We start from the raw sequence: 20271 nt of genomic DNA, 5'->3' as shown, positions 1-20271 counted from the left end.
GGCGGTGGCGGAGGAGGAGGCGGCAGCAGTGGTGGGGGCGGCGGCGGCCAAGGCACGGATTCGGCGCATGACCGCATCTTGAAGCTCAACAAGCTCACAAACGCTGTCAATGCCAAGCCCGAGATTGCAAAGGTAAGCAAGCAAATCTACGAAATGCTGCAGGATCGCACACGCTCGGCGTTCGTGCGCGCCATGCTGTCGGACCAGATGCTCACAGCTTCTTATCAGCGTCTGCTGTCGATCGAAGCCGATTTGCGCGGCGGCGCTACCGTGCTGGGCGCAGCCGTCTCAAAGATCGGCGGATCGGCTGATGGTACTTTGGCGGATCTGGCCGACGTCATCTGCCAAGCTGGTCAAAGTCCCAGTACAGATGAACGCTTTGAACGAATCGTAAGGCGTGCGGTAACGGATGTCCTGATGCGAACGGTCAACAACGGACACGACCTCTATTACGAGACGCCCATCCAGAATCTCGGCGCTAAGTTTGACGCGCAGCCTTTGGCGAACACGGCCGGCTTTTTTCTCGGTGGGATCATCGCAAACACCGTGCGTGGCGACCTGCTCAAACTCAGCGCAGAAGCCCGCGCGGTCATCGGCGATGCAAGCAGCCAAATCGCAGAGAGCTGGACGGATAAATTCAGCGATCGTAGCCGAAAGGAGGGCGTGTCCTTTCGTGACATCATGCGGACGATTGCAGACGATTTCGCGGTCTATGCAGGAGGCGGAAAATGACCAGGCGAAAGCTTCCAGTCGATATCGCCGCCACAATGCGATTGCCGCGTGATCCTCAAAAAACGCTTAAGCTGGATTTGGCGACCCTCACCTGGTCCGCACACGGCTTGGATGGAACAGGAGCGGGTCCGGCGTTGCTCGATCTGCTGGAAATCGCGCGCACTGTGCATGAGTTTGATCGCCGGCAGCCGAAGCGTACGACGGGTGTTAGGGCCAAGCAGGTGCATGTCACTATGCCATTGCGCCGGCCTGCGCGGTGGACGTCGGCCGCAAAAAGCGAACTGAGCGCGCTATTGCGGGTTCAGGGCAATGCCGAATGGATATTCGATTTCACCAAACGGACGGCCGAGACAACTTCCGCTGACCTCGTGTTTGGCAAGGGTAGGCCGAAGAAGGCGACGTCCAAAAAGAAAGCAAGCGGACGCGAATCCATTGAAAATGTGATGCTCTTCTCGGGTGGTCTTGACAGCACCAGCGGCTTAGCGACGTTGATGGAACAGGCCGATAGGACGCTCCTTGTCGCGTACTACGCACGAAATCGCGTGAAACAGGAGAGCATAGCCAAGGAAATGGGATTCGGCCGGCTGATCCAGATAGGCAGCAGTTGGAATATTTCTGAAGCGGCTCCGCGCGTCGGCGGCCAGTTCATGTATCGCTCCTTCCTGTTCCTTGCGCTGGCTCTTCTCTTTGCCGATACTACGCGCGCCAAGTCAGTGCTTCAGTTCGAAAATGGGCCGCTGGCGTTAGCTTTAGAACCGCTTGATCTGTACCGCATCACAAGACACGCTCATCCGCTCGTACATCAGCATCTCGCGAGCTTGTTCAAGATCTTGACCAGGCGGGCCATCAACGTGCGCAATCCATTCCTAAATAGGACGAAAGGGGAAGCGGTTGAACTATTGAGGAGCCGACTTGCAAAAGAGCAATTCAAGAACGTTATCGCTCAGACAGAGACCTGCTGGTATCTTAGCTCGAAAACCATTGTGGCGGGTAGACCTCGCAAGAGAAATGGCGAACCCTGTGGTGCGTGCGTTCCATGCCTTGTGCGAAGGGCCGCGCTTGGGGCGGACGATACCACCTCGGCCGTCGACTTTACAAACGGAAGTCGACGGGGGCTGCGCGATCCTGTCGTCAGAGTGCATTATGAGTCGTATTCGGCGTTCGCTGAACGGCTGCTCGATGAGAGTTTCGATGTCTATGATTTTATGGAAATCGTTCCTGCTGCGACCCGAATCGCGCTCGGAAATGGCGGTGAGATGACACCCACGGAGGCCTTCGCACTTTACCGTCGTTTTGCTGAAGAGTGGACGAGGACGTACGCGTGAAACCGGTGTTTAACGATTTCAGCGAGCTGCGTCGCCTGCTGACAGATGCACCATGTCTCAGCATCCGTCAGCCTTGGGCGGAACTAATCTTGCTTGAACGGAAGAAGGTGGAATTGCGCCAGTGGTCCACTCAGCATCGCGGATGGGTATGGCTTCATACGGGAAGGACCTTTGACCAAGCAGGCTGCGACCGATTTGGGTTCACGTCGCCGTTCACAGGTGGCTTCGTTGGCGCATTTCGTCTGCGCGATGTCGTGCCTCTTGACGGCGAGCGCTGGGAGGCATGGCGCTCCACGCACTTGGATCTGGGGGAATGCCCAGCGAACGTTTTCGGCTGGGTGGTTGCAGATCCGGTACGGTTAGCGAGGCCCTTAGCCGCACCAGGAAACCGGGGCCTCTATCGACCAGATGCGGAGATAGTAGCGCGATTGGTTGTCCTTCCGTTCGCGGGCGAAGCCCAAGCCACCTAGAGGAGTGTGAAAGCACCTCAACCCGTGTGCGGGCGTTCGCGTAATGCGCTGCACGCGGCACCACTCTCGCCGAGCGGGCCTTTCCACTTGTACAGTGTCCTCGTCGTGGACTTTGCCGTAGCCGCCGCCGTTGCGATTGGCTCGTCGAGCGTTTCCCATCTGCGCATGGCGTGCACCCGGGGACACCCCCTCGGTCTACCGGGTTGCATTCAAGGGATTTGTTCCACCAACGACCGTACTGTCTGGAGACAATTCCTTTTCTGGTCGTCCCAAACGTCTTGGATATTGAGTTCATCCAGTTCGGCCTGCAAGAACTCGGGATCGATGCCCGCAAGCCGCTTGATCAGCGCGCTCTTTCTTGTCCGACATTACATTCAATTTGCCAACCAAAGCCTCGTGCTCAGTGGAACTCGAAGATGTCGCGGGACTTGAGCATTGTCGGGCGATAGTGCATCTTCTTGAGCGCAATTTCCGCCGGATACTCATTCTCGATTGTGGCATTGCGCTTAGCGGACAGATCGGTGAGATCGTCCTTACCAAAATGTCGTGACGAGATCGGATAGGGGGCTAGTCACGGTGAAATCGATCTCGCCCTCTGCATATTCGAGCGTCAGTAGTGCGCCGCCTTGTACCAGGTAGGGCAATCCCAAACGTCGGTGACGTCCGGCGACAGGATGCCCAGTATTGTGGGTCGTCAATGACCGCGTCTATGTCTCTGCTCAACCGATGTTCAGAATGCAGCATCAAGGCAGTGCCGCCTGCTAGAATCCAATCCGGAACAGCCTGACCCTGCTGCTCGAGTTGCTCGAGGCCGATAATGGTTCGACTAAGGAGCTGACGCCAACTGGTCAAGGACAGTCTCCAAGGCTTGGTTTGCTTCTCCAGTCACAGTCTTCAATGCTCGATAGGCGGATGCAACCACGCGCCTCGAAATACCCTGCAATCTCAGCGCATTTCAGAACCGGTTCCGGATTCACGTCGTCGTTTCGTGAGCGTTCGTTAAGAGTGGTCCATCCATTCAAACTCGGGGCGGATACCCCTTTCTACCAATGCGCGACCCGCGAGCTTAAGCTCAAACATTGCCGGAACGTCCACCGCTCTGCCGCTGGACCAGCAATGCTCCAAGTGCGTGAGTAACCGGGAGAGTACGATCCTGAAGTGGGCGCGATCTTTGCGATGTCCGATACATCTGCGAAAGCTAAACACTTCTGGCATCGATATAGGCGCGCCTTCAAACTTCCAATTCCCATCCACTCTGATCAGCCGGCGACCGACGTGAACTTCTTTAAATAGGTAATAATGTGCGAGGTCGTGGGCCGGACTCGGCTCCTCTGGGGAATCTTCTAAACCTTCACCTTCGTTCTTAATGCGATCTATACTCGTGATAGCATCGGTCGCGGTCAAAATCTGCTTAGCGAAAGGGACCGGAACCCACGATGCTGCTGGATCGAGCGGCGGGCTCAGGCGCTGAAACGCTTCCCCAATCGTGGTATAGAAGGCCCCGATCGTCGCCGGGCGAGTTCTCGTCAAGACCGCGATAGGGGGAAACTCCGGATATTCAATTTGCATGAACACGGCCAACTGCGATTTCGTTAGAGGACGCAGTCCGACCGGGAGCGCCTGCGGGATGTCGCCGGGCAAACGTTTGAGCGGATATTTCGGCAGAAAGTTCTTGTTGGCAATCTTCGGCATTCCGCCCACGGCCGTAAGGAGGTTACCTACAAGTGCAAAGTGGATCATCTCTTGGCTTACGATCTTGTGCAGAATACCTTCGACCCGATCCGGATCCTCTCTGATGGACCATTGCGCACACAGGTAGGGCGGTATCGTGCTGAATTCGAGCTGCATGGCGAGTTGCAGAGCACGCTTCAGTTCGGAAAGCGTGTGAATGCCACTCGAGACAAAGTCAGCGATCGTGTTCATGCAAGGGCTCAAAGTCCTAGTTGCCTCAGTTCGTCGTCGATGATTTGCTGAACGTCCGCGGACACTGGCGCAAATGATTGAAGTGGAACATTGCCCTTGTAGCCAATAGCCGCGAAGCCCATGTCCGAGGTGAAATATCCGCCGACAAGAAGATAGCGAAATCGGGCAAAAAACTTGCGTGCGTCGCCGCTCATGGCAATCACTGCATCCAAGACTCTGGCTTTTCGCTTCCTACCCAGCCAAAGAAATCCAACCCAGTAGAGCCGACGTGACTCCCGATCCAGCAAATCAAGTCCCTGGAAGATAAGGTCCTTGTCAGATTGCTGGGTTTTGTATGGTGCACTAAGCCACTCGTTAAAAAAATTGCAAATGCCGATCTTGCTTGGTGCCGCAAACTCCGAAGTGCCAGGCAAAACAATATCGCTGAGAGCAGCTACCATCTTCAACTGGTGTCGAGACAGGAGCGGGTCCCATGGCGTCTTCGGTGTTATCACGTTTGGATCGGTGCCATATCCAGCTGTTGTAATCGCGTCTCGCGTTTTCAGAGCCTTGAAGGGGATCCGCTGCCCAGTTGCATTCGCTTCTTCTGGCAATCGATCCATCGCGCCCTCAAAGCTCACCGCGTTTTGCCAACTCAGCTATACGAGCTGACCCGCGCGAGGCGATAGCAAGGATCGTGAGAGTGGGGTTCTTGTCGGGGCTCGACACGAACGTGGCGCCGTCCAGAACGAAGAGATTCTCTACTGCCCAGCACTGTCCGAACTGATCGACCACCGAATCGGTGTCAGACATCCCCATGCGCGCCCCACCCACTTCGTGCACCGCTGCCCCTCCTATCGGCATCTCGGCCGGGCCGCTCGTGACGGTGCCGCCGAGCGAGCTAATCACCTGTCCGAAAATGAGTTGCTGATGTTTCCATTGGTTGACCTCATACTCACCCCATTTCCAATGAAAACGAAGAACAGGAACTCCCCATTTATCCTTGGTATCGGCATCCAGCTCACAAAATGTCTTTTCGTTGGGGATCATCTCGCCTTCGCCGCTAAGGCTGATGTAGCTGCCATATTTCTGTAGAATTTGCTCGCGCAGGCCGTGGCCGTACGTTGCGTCTTGCGCGTCGAGATAGCCGCCGATGCCCATGGTCGGCATCCTCCGCCCACCTCTCGGTTCTATGTGATATCCACGTGGGAAATCGAGTTCTCCCCGTCTTTGCTCTTGGTACAACCACCAAGGCACATAAATGTGAGGCGTGAAGATTCCGTCGTCATTGCGCGCGGGCAATCTTTCCAACAGCGGGATACGGCCCCTCACGGTAAATTCGACCGTATCCATAATGTACTTGCCGACTAAGCCTTGAGAATTGCCGATACCATTGGGAAACAACGTACTCTTGGAGTTCAGCAGTATGCGCGCCGACGAGAATGCTCCCGCGGCGAGAATCACGCATCTTGCATTGACCTTGCCTTGATCTCCGGTGTGGCGATCTACGAAGTTGACACCGGTTGCTTTCCCAGTCGCATCGATCTCCACTTCATGCACGACCGCGTTACAGACAATCGTCAGGTTTCCAGTCCCCTGCGCTTCCGGTAGCAGTACCGTCGTGCTCTGAAAATTGGATCGGCTCGAACATCCTTGGGTGCACGCGGTAGCGTAAAGGCAAGCTGCGCGGCCATTCAGAGGTTGCGTCAATATGGCCGCCCGAATTGCTGCGACTCGCATTCCGAGCTTTTCAAAGGCACGCGTGAGGACGATTTCGTATGCGCGTGGGGGCGGAGGAGGCAGCATGACCCCAGCCGGCGGATCTGGTGTGTTCTCAATCCCCTCGGGCCTGCCGGTGACGCCGATCAGCCGTTCAACTCGATCGTACCAAGGCGCTAGATCGTCGTACTCCATCGGCCAATCAAAGCCCAACCCATCGCGGCTCCTGGGCTTGAAGTCATAGGGTCCGAAGCGGAGAGCAACCCTTCCCCAGTGATTTGTCCGTCCCCCCAGCATCCGGGGCCGCCACCAGCTAAATTCCTCCGAGTCAGCTGCGGTGGTGTACGGCTCCCCTGGCACGGTCGTTCCTCCGTCAACCGTCGCATCATAGTAGCCGTTGTTCTTGTCTGGAGTTGCCGCGCCGCGTAGAGGAGCCTTCTGCTGAGAAATGAACATGGGCGTTTCGGTGCCCGGATCATAGTCGCGACCGGCCTCAAGCACCGCGACCCGAAAACCTGCCTTACACAGGTCATATGCTGCCATTCCCCCTGCAGCCCCGGAGCCTACGATGACAATATCGAATGGCTCTTGCGCGCCCATCTGACCGCCCCGCTGCACCCAATTGCTCAATTTAGTGCCTGCGGCCAAGCGCGGGCGAAAAATACGATTGCCATGCGCCGTCGAGTCGCACGAAGGCGCAGGCAAAATCCAAGCTCCCGACGCTGCGATATGCGCCAGGGCTCTCCTCAGGCACCACGAGCGAGATTGCCTCGGATACTATGCAAAATCGTCTTACAATCTAAGAGCGAACGTAGCATACGTGGGAGAAGCTGCACAATGAGAATGTGGGGCTCCCTGCGGCCTTCCTATGCGGCAGCTGCGCGGCGGACCCGATAGCAGGGATACAAGAAAAGGCCGCGACGGTACCCAGCAGGCAATGCGCACAATTGTCCGGCGTCGGCGAACGAGGGACTACAGGTTCTGTACGAGCCAAGCGTGCGACTGGCGCGGCTACCGCAGATGTAGGGGAAGCCGACGGCGCGTTATAGGACTACTCCCAATTCCCACGCTCAGATCAATGCCCCCGCCTCGGATTGACCCATCGAGCTTATCCGGCATCTACTTTCAGTTGATCGGAAAAAGAGTTACCCTCGTCGTACTTTGCGCAGAAGCCCACCATTGCAGCCGGTCAACCGATCATACAAGCTTCCTTGTGTCGATCGCTGTGTACAAAAAACACAAAGCCTTCGGCAATCACCGGAGCGATCCACAACAATTATACTGTTGGACTCAATGACAAAGTACAACCACTTAGATCAATTGTTTTCTTCGTTGGACATTACAGCCTTCCTTAGCGAATGCGAGCTTGCGCGCTTTTCGAACGGTACCTCGCCGGTCAAGACCTACAGTGATAATAACGGACTGGTCTTGTCGGCGATATCGGACAGAGAATTCCTGAGATGGATTGTCGAAACGGTGCTTCCTCTCGAAAACTGTCGGGTATTCGAGGTGGGTTCCGGCACCGGCTATTTTGCCGCTCTTCTTGGGCGATTGTGCGGCCCAGCGGGAGCGGTCTACGGCTGTGAAATCATCCCTAGTCTATATGAAAGGAGCATTCACAATCGGCACCTGACTGAGCTTGGAAATGTGTTCGTACATTGCGGAGACGATATTCTTCCGAAGCTTGGTATCTTTGACGTCCTGATCGCGACTTCGTCTCTATCGAGAATCCCGCGCGCTGTTATTGATGCGTGCAGACCTGAAGGAGGGCGGCTCGCATTCCCAATTGAGATACCGGGCGGCGGAGACTGTTTCACCATTTTTGAACGGCGGGGTGACCGCTTGTTCGTCAAGTCAGCCAAGTTGTCAGTTTCAGTACCCTCGACCGGCACGTATTCGCAACGAGCATTTTGGGCGCGACCAGTAACCGACCTCCTGCCCAACATCGAGCGATTAGGTCGTATTACCATCTCAAGCATGGAGGAATTTCGCGACTCGATACGAGACAGCTTGTCACTGCGCAGCTACCTGTTTTTTCATGACGGCCGCTTTGAGGCGGTCAACTTTGGCGCCGGCAACCTGTCTCGCGCAGCTGATATGGGCTTCGGACTTTTCGACATCGCTGAGGAATCGGCAGTCCTGCGCCGCGGAAACACTACCGTCGCCGTTGGACACCGCGGGCTCGAACTCGCCGCTATATTCTCAAGCCTACAGGAGGATTGGAACAAAGCGAAACGCGTTTCGCTCGCAGATTTTCGGTATACAATCGATGTGTCAGGACGGCGTGATATTGAGCTTGTTCCTGCAATGAGGAGCCAAGTTGAATGGAGCCCCTAGCAGTGCTTGCTCAGAGCCTAGCACCTGCTCTGGAAGAGGTGAGTAGCGACCAACTTGATCAATCGATAATTTCTGGCCACCCTTTCGTAGTGCGGGGGTGCTCGATAGTCAGAGCGGCTCAGGAGCGTCTTTCTCCTGAAGCACTAAAGCAACTCCTTCGGACCACACCGATCTCGATCGAACATAAGCATCGATGGGAAAGCCGACGAACGACGCTCTCGGCCAAAGAGTATCTCGACAACCTCGATCGAACAGACTTTTATTGGCGGCAGGCGGACCTTCGATCGTTGGGAATTAGCGATCTGAAATTGCCATCCCCTGCTAACTTCCGACCGGATACGATGTTCTTCGACAGCCTATGGGTTGGTCCAAACGGGACCGTACAGACATTCCATCAGGACAATCACGACGCAGTCGTGGTCAATCGAAACTTGTTCTGCCAAGTTCATGGATCGAAGTACGTCGCGATAGCCTCCCCAGCGGATTCTGAATACTTTCGAGCCTATCCACTCAAGAACGGCACCGATCGGCATTCGTCGGTCTCGCCATTCGATCCCGCAACTGCGCTTAGCTGTCCATCCTTTGCTCATTCGATCTTGCACAGTGGGGACCTGCTCTATGTGCCTCCCCGCTACTGGCACTACCTACAGTCGCTTTCGATTAGCGTATCCGTGTCTCGTTGGTGGTTCTCGTCGCGATTAGTGGAGCTACTTTATGCTTCCGCGATGGGCGGGGAGATGGCTGAACCAACCTTCCTGGGAGAATTGGTGTGGGATAATGACGTTCGCGAATTGGGAGGGGTTGAGGTTCTAGATCAGTACATCGAAAGGTTGTCAGGGGTCCAGAAATATGCTATTTACGCCAGATTAGTTCGTTTATATGGAGAGGGGATTTTCAAGCATGGCCGACAGGGAAAAAGCTGAACCCGCACTTAGCTTCGAACTTACTAAGGAACAAGTCGCGGCCCTCAAAGCGATCGGTGGCGGCAAGGGCATTCGAATTTCAGGTTATGTCGACGGCAACAAGCTCAAGGTTGACACAGTTTCAATAAACGCGGGCATCGTTGGCATTAGCTCAAATCCGTTCGCGGACGGCATGGCGCCGTTCATCGCATGTAACGGCCCAATGGAAACATAAAGATCTTGGAAACCAGTTGCACTATTGGGTGCGGCTTTTTCATTTTGGGTCTTTAGCATGAATTATCTGAATGCTTTTGTCGTTCCTGCCTTGGCGGGAAGTGAGCGCGCGCACGACGTTGAGCGGTATCTCGCGCTCTTTGAGGACGGGATATCAAAAGAAGTCCCGCCGTTCTTTCAGGCCGGGTACGGTATAAGCTTTAGATCTCATGTTGAGAATCCCTATTGGGTCATTCAATCCCTCATATCAAACGCCATCAAGGAGGGCGAGGGCTCTAGAGATCTGGCGTCCGTAGCGGATAGCTGCGAAAGTCAAGACCTCACGTCCGATTTGGCAATCCACATTGGAGACGAAGCGCGGCACTGTCGGATGTATCTTCAGTTGATCGATACGGTATTTCCAGTCGCTTTGACCGACGACCTCCGCCAAACGCTGCTCCAGAAGTTTCCGTCAGTGACGTACGAGAAGACAAGCCTCAATGTGCCATTGCAGACGCCCTGGAAGATGCTTGATTATCTTATTCAGATAAACTTGGGAGAGGTTCGAACTCGCATTCATCAGAAGCTGCTCGAGCCGGTGCTTCAAGCATATTGCCCCGAGGAGAATAAGGAATCTCTGTGCCGCACACTTTGCAAGCTCGCTGGTGATGAGTGCTGCCATATCAAGTATACTGCATCTCGGATAGGCGCCCTTTCTCGCGAGTTCAGTGAGGTGGCAGTACGCGACCTTTTCCTTCGCAGATTTTGCGAATTCAATCGATACACTGATAAGGAATTGGGCCGCCAACGTGATGGGCTTTTTTCCACCGCACCTTTGTTGCGAGATCGCTGAGAAGCCGCCATCAAGACAAATATGCGTTGTCGGCCGGTGAACACTTGAAAACTTTTCGCGAGCCGGATCAATGACTCGCGCTGTAGTAATTTGGTTGGGGGACTGGAATGAAGCTTCGCTTGCTGCTGCCGGGAGCCTTCGCATTCTTCCTTCTTGCGTCTCCGCCATTTGCATCTTCTCAGACGTCGGGTGGATGCACGGCCGACATGAAGCTAATCGATTGCGTCAAACGCATTGCCGATCTCGCACAGAGTTTCGGTGACAAATTGTCCGCCGTTTACACCGAGATTTCGCGTCGAGAGCTGCCAGTAGGCACGGTCATCGCATCTATCCTGCCACCCGATGTTTTCTTGAGCAGCAAGAACCCTCAGTTTGATTCCTCTAGGTGGGTCCCCGCAGATGGGAAGGTGCTGCCAGCTAATTCGATCTACCAGCAAATGACTCAACAGGCTTATGCGCCCGACCTGCGTTCTCTCTCGCGCCAGAGGATCGTGCTAGATGTCGTTGATGGTGTAGCCGAAGCCGGGCAGGTCGTCGATCAATTGCGAACCCCTCAATTTTCGGACGCTAATTGGAAATTTCATTTTGGACTGCGCAATATACAAGGCAACCGGGCAAACAACGATTTTGAGCAAGATGTCGACAATTTTGAAGTGATGGTCGACAACGGAAAGGTTGTTGCTCATGGTCGAACGCTCAACTGGAAGCATGGTGTATGGGGGAATTGGGCAAACGGAAGCACCAATTTCATGGGGATCGCGACGGTTGCGAGTCCCTTTTATTACTATGTCAAGATAAACTGATGTCTAGGATTGCGTGTTTTCTATTGGCTGCACAAATGCTTTGCTTCGGCTCGGCTGCGGCTCAGGCCGGCTCACCCTTGTGTCTTGCCGGCTGTGTCCACGCAGATGTAGATGGACTTAAAGATGTCGCTGACGCGTTAAAGCAGTGGGCCCACCTGCTTCCGGGATTGAACGAGCGCTTTCATGAAAACGTTCGCGAAGATCTACGCGCCATGGACGCAGTTGCCGCGAACCTCGTCGACAGATTGGACCGGACGTACGGTAAAAATCTCGATCTTACCAATATGGTTGTCAAACAGCTTATGACAGAGGCAACCAAACAGATCGACGAGATCGGAAATCAAGCGCTCGATAAATACAAGCAAGCTCTCTTCACCACTAACTGCGTCGTCGAATCGATGGTTGATATTGTCCAGGACAAGATCGAAGAGAGTATTCCGCGGTTTCAATGGGTCAGGTCTTTCTTTGGAGAGAAGTTTAATGTCCTCAAGGCGACGGACTTTCACGGAAAGCCGATCGAAGTCACCTTCGATCCGGACAGTCGGACGGATCGATTTCAAGCTACCTACAAGTTGCTTACATTGAAACTGGAGTCGGCAGATGCGGAAACGAAGCTCGAGAGTCCTCTTGCCATCGCCTTAGATAGACAGCGGCTTGCGTATTCATACTATTGCGCTGCCCGCCCCAGTCTTGGCGGCCCGGACGGAGTGGGCCATGTCTATGTAGCCCTCCAAGCAGCCCGTCAGGAATATCTTGCGCTCAATCGTCTGGTACAAGATGGCGTACGATAGCGAATTTGGGCGGCACGACAGTCGTCGGTTTCAATTTGCGCACCTAGCACATTACATTGTCCATACAGGGACTGCCGTTCTGCCGCGTCCTACCTACTTTCGGCACGCCGATTTCGTCGTTGTGGTCTCGGTAGGACCTTGCCCCATCAGGTTAATCCAGTGTGAAAGTTCGTTCTGGCCCACAACAAGGGCCATCTTCACGCCAGTCAATATGCGATCGCCATTGCTGGCGCGATCGAAGTTTGATTGGGAGCGGTCTGCCGCTCGCGCTCGCACAGTGGATCTGGATACGAGCCGACATCCTAATTCGCTCAGCCATCAACCATCACCGAGGTGGCGGCGTTCCGATGGCGCTCCTCGAGCCGATCCCGCGGGTCGGACCGTTGCGGCACGGCCGTCACGAGGGCCCGCGATCCTCTTGGCGGACTTGGGCCAGGCGGCATCATAATTGCCGAGCAGGCCCAGCGACAGCCGAGAGGCAAAATCGGCGGTATTGGCAAAATCAGCCGGGAATGCGGGGCTTGTTGCGGCTTCGCGCAAGGCGCTGAGGGCATGGAAGATCGGCTTGGCCTCGACGGCCGACGTGATGAGTGGGATTAGCTACCGCTCGAGCCGTGCGACGATCAGCGGGTCCCAGGTTCGAGCCCTGGTGCGCCCACCATTGGAGAGCCCTCATTTTCCAAGGCATTCGCGGAGTGATCGCCGAGAACAAACGAGTCTAGTGCGACGTTTTCCGCTCGGGCGGATGCGGCCGGATTGCTGTTTGGTTTTTCTCTTGTTTCTATATCGTCACCCCATTTGATACAGCGCGCCAAGCCATCCTTCTCCGCTCCGGTGGGAGAAGCCCGGTAGGGCTTTCCATTGAGACTACCAGACCTCGGAAAGGAGGGCCTGAGCCGGCTTGGAGGCCAGCCTTCTGCCAGCCGCCGTGGGTTCAATTCGGTGAATACCTCGGTTGCCGAACGTGGGTCTTTCTATGAAGTATCATATACAGCCGCAGCGGGTATTAGTAGGTTACGCCAATGCACGGGTGATAGGCGTCCCGCGGCACTGAGTAACTCTCGACAGCACGCGAAAGGAGTTCTCTATGACAAAATATGTGCAATCGCTATTGCTAGCCTTGTTTATTTCTTCCTTCGCATCGCTGCAAACAACGCGAGCGGAGCAACTTTCGTTCTCAGACTGGCAAAGCACGACGCCCTTTGATGGATCGCGAACGTCACATGCGGCGGCGCTGGTAAACAATCGACTGTACGTGCTCGGAGGATTGTTCGCATCCGGTGATACCTTCTCGCTCTACAACGACGTCCAAACTGCGATCATCGGAAACGACGGAACAATTTCGCCATGGCAAAAGACGGCTTCCTTTCCGGAGCCGCGTTCTGGCCTTGGTGTAGCGGTGCATAAGGGTTTCATTTACATCGTAGGTGGGTTCTCTAAGCAAGGTACGCTTGCTGACGTGCAATATGCCAACCTGCAGCCAGACGGCATGGTGGGCTCATGGAATGCCAGTCCAAATCGGCTAAATACGCCACGTTCCAACCTAGCACTCGAGGTGTTTGTTACCAAATCGGGCGAGAATTATCTGGCTGCAATAGCTGGCGTAGGAGAGGTTGGTAAGGACACGGTACATTTCGACGGCATTGAGGTCGCTCAAATTCGCGGCGACGGATCAATCGGCCAGTGGAAGACATGTCCATTTCACTTGAAAGGCGGACGTTCAGCACCGGCATCGTTCGTCCTGAACGGGTTCCTTTACGTCGTTGGCGGGTGGGGTGACTTAATTATTGAGGATGTCTTTAATGACATACAATACGCTCCAATCAGAGACGATGGGTGTCTCGACCCTTGGCTCACAAACGAAACCCGTTTGAATTTGCCGCTCTACGGCCACACGTCAACACTCACTTTGGTTGCAGGTAGTCCTTCTATTGTTGTGCTTGGAGGAAATGCCGGGCAGGGGAACTATTTTAACAACGTGCAGTTTGCGTCGGTCGGAGCGGGAGGCGCGTTGGGACGGTTTCGGTTCGATAAACACCAATTTCGCACCCCGCGTTGGGGCCATGCTACCGTTCGATATAACGATTTTGTTTATGTTCTCGGCGGTGCTCAGCGGGGGAATGAGGGCTACTTAAATGATGTTCAGTTTACTGTCGTCGGCCGGCAATAGCTAAACTAAGATCGGTCTTACACCAGATGTTTTCTCACGCAGGATTCCGGCGGGTCAATCCCGAAAGCCGCGCTTTGCGCGCATGGTCAATCGGTCTTCAGATGGTCGGTGAACGCCTGTCCAAGATTGTGAATACCGAGGGTAGTATTGTCCCTTCCCGACTAGTGGCCGAGGCGGCAGCTATCGTTGAGGTCCGCTTAACGGGCATCGAATAACGCCCTGACTACCAGACACGCAGGTGAAAGCATGCGCGCCAGATCCTTTTGCCGCTGGGAAGCCAACCTCTCAATTCGGCGGAGGGATCGGGACAAAGTTGGGTTGGTTTTCGGGCGCCTGCTGGGTGGCGCCATCAGGTGCGCTGAAACGCATCACTCGAGGCACTAAGATGGGTGGAGAAGCCGAGGGAGCGGATGCGTCACCAGTGTTGCCGCCCGTGCCACCAGCCACACTGCTGCCCAAACCACTCACTGCGCCGGCCAATCCAAGCAAGGCCTGATGCTCTCTTTGCGCGGCCGCCTCGGCGTCCTTCCTAGCGGCTTGCTCTATGAGACGTTCGGCCTGAGCCTTCGTCGCCCCGGTTTCTTGCATGGTTTTCTTGATGAGTTGCGCGATTGCAAGTGTTCCCGGCGACGCTCCATCGGACGACAATCCACCGAGCCTGTCGACTTTCGCCAGGATATTCTCGGCCTGTTTAAGCTGTGAGGAAAGCGGGGAATACTGCCTTATCCACTCCTGCCATCGATAGAATCGAGCCCAGCTCTCATAAAGGCGGTACTGTCTGAGCTTACCGCGCATGGTATCGATCGCGTCGGCATAACGCTTGGCGAGGGCTTTTGCCGCACTGGTGCGTCCGGCGAGAGCGGGATTTACGGACATCGTCATGTCTAGAGCCATGAAAGCGAGACGCTGGCCGTAAACATTCATCACGAAACCGGCGGCGCTGTTGTTTAGCTTGTCGAGCACCTTTTCAAGCGCAATGCCTCGATCTTCGGCACCGATAGCCTCGGTCACCGTCTGGTCAACTGTCTTTTGTAGCCTTTGGTAGCGATCGAGGGCCGAGTTGAACTCCGCTCGGAGTTTGTCGCCTTGAGCGAGCATCCGGTCCAATGCGGCGCCCCTTACGGCCGGATCACCACTGGTTAGGTCGGCCGCAGCCACTCCCTTCACAGGATCACCAAAGTCGGGGACCGGAACGTTGAGCTCATTCAGCCTTTTGGTGTCTGCTTCAATCATGGTGACCAAGGAGTCGAGCTCCCTCGGCGATCCATTGAATGCGTCCAGTCCCCGGGATATTTCGCCCGCGATGGTTTTTGCCGGCTTGGCGATCGTATTCGCCGTTTCGTAAAGTTGGTTGATACGACCCAAAGCGTTGGAGAGGTTATCGTAAGTCTTGCCGAAATCGTGCTGTCTAATTCCGTTGGCTAATCCCTTCAATGCATCATCAAGCGGCACTGTCGCCGCGGACGAGGTCGAGCTCCAAATGAGCGACAACGACGCAAGCGTGGCTATCCAAACGGACCGCGGTTGGCTTCGGGGCAAGGTCGTCATTTCGGAACCGCTACGTCAAACGTGTCGAGCGCTTTCCCGAGAACTGTTGCGAGCGTCTGCAATTGCGCGATCTGTTCCTGTGCGATGATCGCATTGTTGTACCGCGGGAGCAGTGCTACCAGCTGGTTGAAGGAGTCGTCCAAAGCGCCGTCGGGCTGTTGCAGTCCAAGGCCTCCCGGTGCGATCTTCTTGCCGACCGCCAGTAGGCCGTCCCGGCAATCGCCGCGCTCGTCGATCGCCACAATGCTAGGAAACGCCTGGAGAGCAGCTCCAGTCTCGAATACGCCTCGTGGCCTAATCACTTGCGTAGCTGTGATTCCGTCCTTAGCGACGAGTTGCATTTGCGGGTAAGCAACCTGGGCAGGCACGGCATTGGGCAGCGAGATAATCTGATAGTCGATCGCAAACGTCTGGATCGTTCGGTAATCCGTAACCTTGCGGAAAACCGCCGGCGGGTTCTGAGCAACGACCGGGGATGCGCGAAGCACTGGGGTTCTGAAGCAAATGGATAGCCTGGTGGTGGGAGAAACGTCGTTGGAGGGCCGTATAAGAGAATCGCGAATAGCGGGCCAAATCGAAACGGCGTTGACATCAGCGAAAGCCTCGGTGGCTTCCTGAATCTGAGTAGTTTGCGCTTCCTTGGCGCGCAAGTTTCCATAGATCGATAGTGCATCGCGCAGGGTTGCTGATGCCGAGAGATATTGCGATGGCGCCCATCCCAGTTCGGGCGTTAGCCGATTGACGCTTCGAAACGTGTCCAATAGCGACACCAACACCGGGAGCACGGGGCCCACGATTAGAAGGCTGTTGACGCCCTCGATGCCGGTGTGAGCTGCGTCGAGGTTCGTAAGCGCGAATGTATTGCGCGTATCCGAAACGAGGTTCCCCAAGGTGCTAAATAGTCGGTTGTATTCGGCGATAGCAGTCGGCGAGAGGGTACGCTTGCGCCGCTCGACCGCGGGCTTGAGCACGGTACTAAATCGCTGGAGGTCGTCCCTTAGATTATAGATCGCTATCGCGAGGGACCGATATCGCTCTACTGTCAGCAATCCGCCGACCTGACGTCCCAATGCATCAATAGATTTCTGCAACTGAGCGATGGCCCGCAGAACATAGATCTGGTTTTGAAGTATCTGGTCCAGCTTGAGATTGATTGCGGCAAATTGCTCGCCCAGGCCGCCGCCCTTTGCATTGAGCGACTGGATCGCGCCCAGGACTTGGATAGCTACCTGAACGATCGCGAACGCCACTGCGGGCGCGATAGCCCTGGCGGGAGGGATTGGAAACGAACCAAACACGGTCGCGCCTGCCGTCGCTGCCAGCGCCTTAATTATTCCTCTCCGTCCCAATTCAGCTCTCATGCTGCGCCTAATTTTCCGTTTGGCGGACCGGGCATGCCCGCAGCGGCAAAAAAAATCACGGTGGCGGTGCGTTGTGGATAGAACAGCCGAAAAACTGCTCGTCACCAAGTGAACATATGGGGAACGAGATCGTGCGAGGTCGTAACCGTGGAGCAAGAAAGAGAAAACCCCGGCGGAGCAAGAAAGAGAAAACCCCGGCGCCGCGCGCAAGCGCTGTCGTGTGTGACTTCTGCTGGCTTCACATATCCGGTCGCGTGTACCCGCCGATACGGAGGCCGCTTGTCCGAACAGGATTTTGGAAACGCGAGGAAGCTAATTCGATTTTGCTTCCTACTATCGCAAGCCGTTTCACATCTCTGACACACACACACATCAATTGTCTGCGCCACGAGGCGGTCCCCGGCTTCGTGGCCAGCAGGATAAGTGTCTGATGTCAGCTCATGGCCCTTATCAGGCAGTGCGCTGACTATGATCGTGCGACGAATGCCCATTTTCGGTCGGATAAGCCCAGTGGTGCGACCAGCAAGTCATTGATTGTTCTCAACCCGTGGCTGACTCTTAATCAGCGGGTCCCAGGTTCGAGCCCTGGTGCGCCCACCAAGCTTTCATAGCTTAGGTTCGCCCTCGTAACGGTCATCCCGGCCAGCGGTCGCGTCTGTTCCGACAACCGCTATTGCCTGCTTCCTCACGCCGCTCCCTGATCCCTGCTCTCATGCTAGCGCGTGCGCTTCGCACCGGCTGGCGAATTGTCGGGGCATGTCCGCTATCTCGCGCGGAATTTCGATCGCCGCTCGGCCGCGGTCTGAATTTGACGAAGTTCACCACGACGGATCCGCGATCACTGCGCTGACAGGCGTTGGGGTGAAGGTGCGGGCTGAGCGCGGGGCGCCCTGCGGCGAGGGCGGTTGACAGGGGAGAGCGCCCACTTTAATCACCTGACTAATTAATCAATTAATTAAAGCCCAAAACCTAGGGAAAGAATCCGCCTGATGCTGGCCGGCCAGAGACATCCGAAGCTGCTTGCCCCGCGCGGCCGCGGCTTCACTTGGCTGGAAAACCAGGTGTTCGTGCATTCCGTGCGCAGCGGTCTCGAACAGGCTGAGCATGACCTTGCCGAGCCCGCCGCGCGCTTCGCCGAGCGCAACGTCGGTGTGATCACCGCGGGCAGACCGAACGCCGGAGCGACCGGCCATCGCGTCAGACCGTCGATCCCGGAACAAGCTGTGCAGCACCGCTGCAATCGCCCACGCGGTGCGCGCCGCGGACCCCTGCCGCCAAATCCCGCACATCAGTTCGGGCGCGCGAGCGATGCGCGCCTGGCCGTGATGTCGCGGATCGGCGTCTGCCGTCCGAAGCAGAGTGGGCTTCGTTCATCCGTATGGAAAATGAGGAGTGAGGCGTAAACGATGGGACGTCGATCTGAGGTACTGATGGCGCAAGAGACCGCCGGCACGGACAACCGGCGCGTGATCCAGGTGGTGTCGCGCGCATTCGACATCGTGCGTTGCTTCGAAGGTCGAAGCATACGCCTGGGAAATCGCGAAATCGCCGATCGCTGTGGTCTTCCGCGATCGACGGTCTCGCGTCTCACGCTGACCCTCACCCAGATCGGCCAGCTGATCTATCTGCCGCAAGAGCAGAAATATGCTCTCGGTCCCCACGCCGCCGCGCCCGGCGCGCCGTTGTTTGCGCAGGGTTGCGACAAGCCTGTCTGCGCCGACGAGCAGCAACTCCGGCAGGTGCCGCGCTTCGGGTACTTCGAAGATCAGCGCAACTCAATTGCCGAGCCGCTTGCAGTGACGCCACACCGTTGACGCCTCGCGGAAACGGTTGGGACTATCGGTACGAGCGCAAGCTAACGAAACATCCGAAGCAAAGGGAAACGCATGTCTGAAGCATACATTATTGACGCTGTTCGCACGCCGCGCGGCATCGGCAAGCCGGGCAAGGGGGCGCTGTCGCACCTGCATCCGCAGCATCTGGCCGCGACGGTGCTCGGCGCGCTCAAGGAGCGCAACAAGCTCGATACGTCGACCGTCGACGACATCATCTGGTCGACATCGACTCAGGAAGGCAAGCAGGGCGGCGATCTCGGACGCATGTCGGCGCTCGCGGCGGGCTACGATATCAACGCCAGCGGCACGACGCTGGATCGTTTCTGCGGCGGCGGCATCACGTCGGTGAACCTCGCGGCAGCGTCCGTGATGTCGGGGATGGAAGATTGCGTCATCGCCGGCGGCACCGAGATGATGAGCTATCAACAGACCCTCGCAGCCGAGCGCTCCAAGGCCGGGCAGCCGGCGCGGATGATGGGGTCGGGCAATCCGGCGCTCGACGAGATTCATCCGCAGTCGCACCAGGGCGTGTGCGGCGACGCCATCGCCACGCGCGAGGGAATCAGCCGCGAGGCCTGCGATGCCCTGGCGCTGACGAGCCAGCAGCGCGCCAAGCGGGCCATCGATGAAGGCCGCTTTGCCAAGTCTGTGATCCCCGTCCTCAACGACGACGGCAGCGTTGCCCTCAATCGCGAAGAATTCCCGCGCCCCGAGACCACGGCCGAAGGACTGGCTTCGCTGAAGCCGAGCTTCGAGCAGCTTGCCGATTTCGATCTCGGCAACGGCGTGACCTTCAAGAAACAGATCCAGCGCCGCTATCCGGACCTCGAGTGGAAGGGCGTGCATCATGCCGGCAACAGCTCGGGCGTGGTGGACGGCGCCGCCGCGGTGCTGATCACGTCGAAGGCATATGCCGAGAAGCACGGCCTCAAGCCGCGCGGCCGCATCGTAGCTTATGCCAATCAGGGTGACGATCCGACCTTGATGCTCAACGCGCCGGTTCCGGCGGCCAAGAAGGTTTTGGCCAAGGCCGGCCTGGCCAAGGACGACATCGACGTCTGGGAAATCAACGAGGCCTTCGCGGTCGTCGCCGAGAAATTCATCCGCGACCTCGAGCTGGACCGCGAGAAGGTCAACATCAATGGCGGCTCGATCGCGCTCGGCCATCCGATCGGCGCCACCGGATCGATCCTGATCGGCACGGCGCTCGACGAGCTCGAGCGCAGCGGCGGACGCTATGGCCTGGTCACCATGTGTGCCGCCGGCGGCATGGCGCCGGCCATCATCATCGAACGCATCTGATCGCGAAA

17 protein-coding genes, 1 tRNA gene and 2 pseudogenes are annotated in these 20271 nt (G+C 56.5%); 14 read left to right on the top strand and 6 right to left on the bottom strand.

From position 1 onward, the window contains the following. The 3 genes and pseudogenes from AKL29_RS09540 to AKL29_RS46810 all read left to right on the top strand — a co-directional run. A pseudogene (locus AKL29_RS09540) lies at positions 1-732 on the top strand (hypothetical protein); the annotation flags it as partial. Continuing rightward, a complete protein-coding gene (locus AKL29_RS09535; protein ID WP_050383955.1) occupies positions 729-2057 on the top strand; it encodes an adenine nucleotide alpha hydrolase family protein in 1329 nt (442 codons plus the stop codon). The pseudogene AKL29_RS09540 and the gene AKL29_RS09535, both read left to right, overlap by 4 nt. Continuing rightward, complete coding sequence (locus tag AKL29_RS46810; protein WP_082190527.1) at positions 2036-2527, top strand: ASCH domain-containing protein; 492 nt, start codon at positions 2036-2038, stop codon at positions 2525-2527. The genes AKL29_RS09535 and AKL29_RS46810 overlap by 22 nt, the downstream gene beginning before the upstream one ends. 567 nt (positions 2528-3094) lie before the next feature. Here the strand turns inward: AKL29_RS46810 and AKL29_RS46615 are convergent. The 4 genes from AKL29_RS46615 to AKL29_RS09520 form a co-directional block, all read right to left on the bottom strand. Next, a complete protein-coding gene (locus AKL29_RS46615; protein WP_160321724.1) occupies positions 3095-3379 on the bottom strand; it encodes a nucleotidyl transferase AbiEii/AbiGii toxin family protein in 285 nt (94 codons plus the stop codon). Positions 3380-3526: 147 nt separating this feature from the next. Next, positions 3527-4450: a ferritin-like domain-containing protein gene (locus tag AKL29_RS09530; protein WP_050383954.1), complete on the bottom strand. Its 924-nt coding sequence runs from the start codon at positions 4448-4450 to the stop codon at positions 3527-3529. Between the two features lie 8 nt (positions 4451-4458). Next, positions 4459-5070 (bottom strand): gluconate 2-dehydrogenase subunit 3 family protein, encoded by a 612-nt coding sequence (locus tag AKL29_RS09525; RefSeq protein WP_152977490.1) that lies wholly within the window; start codon positions 5068-5070, stop codon positions 4459-4461. Next, positions 5060-6748 (bottom strand): GMC oxidoreductase, encoded by a 1689-nt coding sequence (locus tag AKL29_RS09520; protein WP_050383952.1) that lies wholly within the window; start codon positions 6746-6748, stop codon positions 5060-5062. The genes AKL29_RS09525 and AKL29_RS09520 overlap by 11 nt, the downstream gene beginning before the upstream one ends. Positions 6749-7441: 693 nt before the next feature. Here AKL29_RS09520 and AKL29_RS40440 point away from each other — a divergent pair. From AKL29_RS40440 to AKL29_RS41700, 7 genes are all read left to right on the top strand, one after another. After that, complete coding sequence (locus tag AKL29_RS40440) at positions 7442-8485, top strand: protein-L-isoaspartate O-methyltransferase family protein (protein WP_082190525.1); 1044 nt, start codon at positions 7442-7444, stop codon at positions 8483-8485. Continuing rightward, on the top strand, positions 8473-9408 hold the full coding sequence (locus AKL29_RS46610; protein ID WP_082190524.1) for a cupin-like domain-containing protein: 936 nt from the start codon (positions 8473-8475) through the stop codon (positions 9406-9408). Before AKL29_RS40440 ends, AKL29_RS46610 begins: the two co-directional genes overlap by 13 nt. After that, complete coding sequence (locus AKL29_RS09510) at positions 9386-9622, top strand: hypothetical protein (RefSeq protein ID WP_082190523.1); 237 nt, start codon at positions 9386-9388, stop codon at positions 9620-9622. The genes AKL29_RS46610 and AKL29_RS09510 overlap by 23 nt, the downstream gene beginning before the upstream one ends. 57 nt (positions 9623-9679) lie before the next feature. Further along, entirely contained in the window at positions 9680-10453 is a 774-nt protein-coding gene (locus tag AKL29_RS09505; RefSeq protein WP_050383949.1) for a hypothetical protein, read from the top strand. Positions 10454-10560: 107 nt separating this feature from the next. Further along, positions 10561-11256, top strand: a complete 696-nt coding sequence (locus AKL29_RS41705) for a hypothetical protein (RefSeq protein WP_152977489.1) — start codon at positions 10561-10563, stop codon at positions 11254-11256. After that, positions 11256-12047, top strand: a complete 792-nt coding sequence (locus AKL29_RS09495; protein ID WP_152977488.1) for a hypothetical protein — start codon at positions 11256-11258, stop codon at positions 12045-12047. Before AKL29_RS41705 ends, AKL29_RS09495 begins: the two co-directional genes overlap by 1 nt. 1087 nt (positions 12048-13134) lie before the next feature. Beyond that, the gene (locus tag AKL29_RS41700) at positions 13135-14217 is read left to right on the top strand and encodes a Kelch repeat-containing protein (RefSeq protein WP_152977487.1); all 1083 of its coding nucleotides are present in this window, start codon (positions 13135-13137) and stop codon (positions 14215-14217) included. A 285-nt stretch (positions 14218-14502) separates the two neighbouring features. On the opposite strand, the gene AKL29_RS09485 is transcribed toward AKL29_RS41700, so the two are convergent. Together AKL29_RS09485 and AKL29_RS09480 are read right to left on the bottom strand one after the other, a co-directional pair. Next, entirely contained in the window at positions 14503-15669 is a 1167-nt protein-coding gene (locus AKL29_RS09485; protein WP_152977486.1) for a hypothetical protein, read from the bottom strand. Positions 15670-15761: 92 nt separating this feature from the next. Then, positions 15762-17126: a hypothetical protein gene (locus AKL29_RS09480; RefSeq protein ID WP_160321722.1), complete on the bottom strand. Its 1365-nt coding sequence runs from the start codon at positions 17124-17126 to the stop codon at positions 15762-15764. A gap of 495 nt (positions 17127-17621) precedes the next feature. On the opposite strand from AKL29_RS09480, the gene AKL29_RS41695 reads away from it, so the two are divergent. The 4 genes and pseudogenes from AKL29_RS41695 to AKL29_RS09465 all read left to right on the top strand — a co-directional run bounded on the left by AKL29_RS41695 (position 17622) and on the right by AKL29_RS09465 (position 20263). Further along, positions 17622-17726, top strand: a tRNA-Ser gene (locus tag AKL29_RS41695). A 389-nt stretch (positions 17727-18115) separates the two neighbouring features. Then, positions 18116-18529, top strand: coding sequence for a beta/alpha barrel domain-containing protein (locus tag AKL29_RS09475; protein ID WP_050383943.1), 414 nt, complete (start codon positions 18116-18118; stop codon positions 18527-18529). Between the two features lie 3 nt (positions 18530-18532). Beyond that, a pseudogene (locus AKL29_RS44560) lies at positions 18533-18796 on the top strand (helix-turn-helix domain-containing protein); the annotation flags it as partial. Positions 18797-19012: 216 nt separating this feature from the next. Then, on the top strand, positions 19013-20263 hold the full coding sequence (locus AKL29_RS09465; protein WP_050383942.1) for an acetyl-CoA C-acetyltransferase: 1251 nt from the start codon (positions 19013-19015) through the stop codon (positions 20261-20263). Positions 20264-20271: the final 8 nt, after the last annotated feature.

The sequence above is a fragment of the Bradyrhizobium pachyrhizi genome (assembly GCF_001189245.1).
Lineage (GTDB): Bacteria > Pseudomonadota > Alphaproteobacteria > Rhizobiales > Xanthobacteraceae > Bradyrhizobium > Bradyrhizobium pachyrhizi.
Note: the sequence above shows the minus strand (reverse complement) of the source record. Positions and strands in the feature narration are given on the sequence as shown.

Excerpts from the sequence above, each read along its gene's own strand:
- AKL29_RS09535 (WP_050383955.1), top strand. The coding sequence starts at position 729 with ATGACCAGGCGAAAGCTTCCAGTCGATATCGCCGCCACAATGCGATTG.
- AKL29_RS09530 (WP_050383954.1), bottom strand. The coding sequence starts at position 4,450 with ATGAACACGATCGCTGACTTTGTCTCGAGTGGCATTCACACGCTTTCC.
- AKL29_RS09520 (WP_050383952.1), bottom strand. The coding sequence starts at position 6,748 with ATGGGCGCGCAAGAGCCATTCGATATTGTCATCGTAGGCTCCGGGGCT.
- AKL29_RS40440 (WP_082190525.1), top strand. The coding sequence starts at position 7,442 with ATGACAAAGTACAACCACTTAGATCAATTGTTTTCTTCGTTGGACATT.
- AKL29_RS46610 (WP_082190524.1), top strand. The coding sequence starts at position 8,473 with ATGGAGCCCCTAGCAGTGCTTGCTCAGAGCCTAGCACCTGCTCTGGAA.
- AKL29_RS09510 (WP_082190523.1), top strand. The coding sequence starts at position 9,386 with ATGGCCGACAGGGAAAAAGCTGAACCCGCACTTAGCTTCGAACTTACT.
- AKL29_RS09505 (WP_050383949.1), top strand. The coding sequence starts at position 9,680 with ATGAATTATCTGAATGCTTTTGTCGTTCCTGCCTTGGCGGGAAGTGAG.
- AKL29_RS41705 (WP_152977489.1), top strand. The coding sequence starts at position 10,561 with ATGAAGCTTCGCTTGCTGCTGCCGGGAGCCTTCGCATTCTTCCTTCTT.
- AKL29_RS09495 (WP_152977488.1), top strand. The coding sequence starts at position 11,256 with ATGTCTAGGATTGCGTGTTTTCTATTGGCTGCACAAATGCTTTGCTTC.
- AKL29_RS41700 (WP_152977487.1), top strand. The coding sequence starts at position 13,135 with ATGACAAAATATGTGCAATCGCTATTGCTAGCCTTGTTTATTTCTTCC.
- AKL29_RS09480 (WP_160321722.1), bottom strand. The coding sequence starts at position 17,126 with ATGAGAGCTGAATTGGGACGGAGAGGAATAATTAAGGCGCTGGCAGCG.
- AKL29_RS09475 (WP_050383943.1), top strand. The coding sequence starts at position 18,116 with ATGCTGGCCGGCCAGAGACATCCGAAGCTGCTTGCCCCGCGCGGCCGC.
- AKL29_RS09465 (WP_050383942.1), top strand. The coding sequence starts at position 19,013 with ATGTCTGAAGCATACATTATTGACGCTGTTCGCACGCCGCGCGGCATC.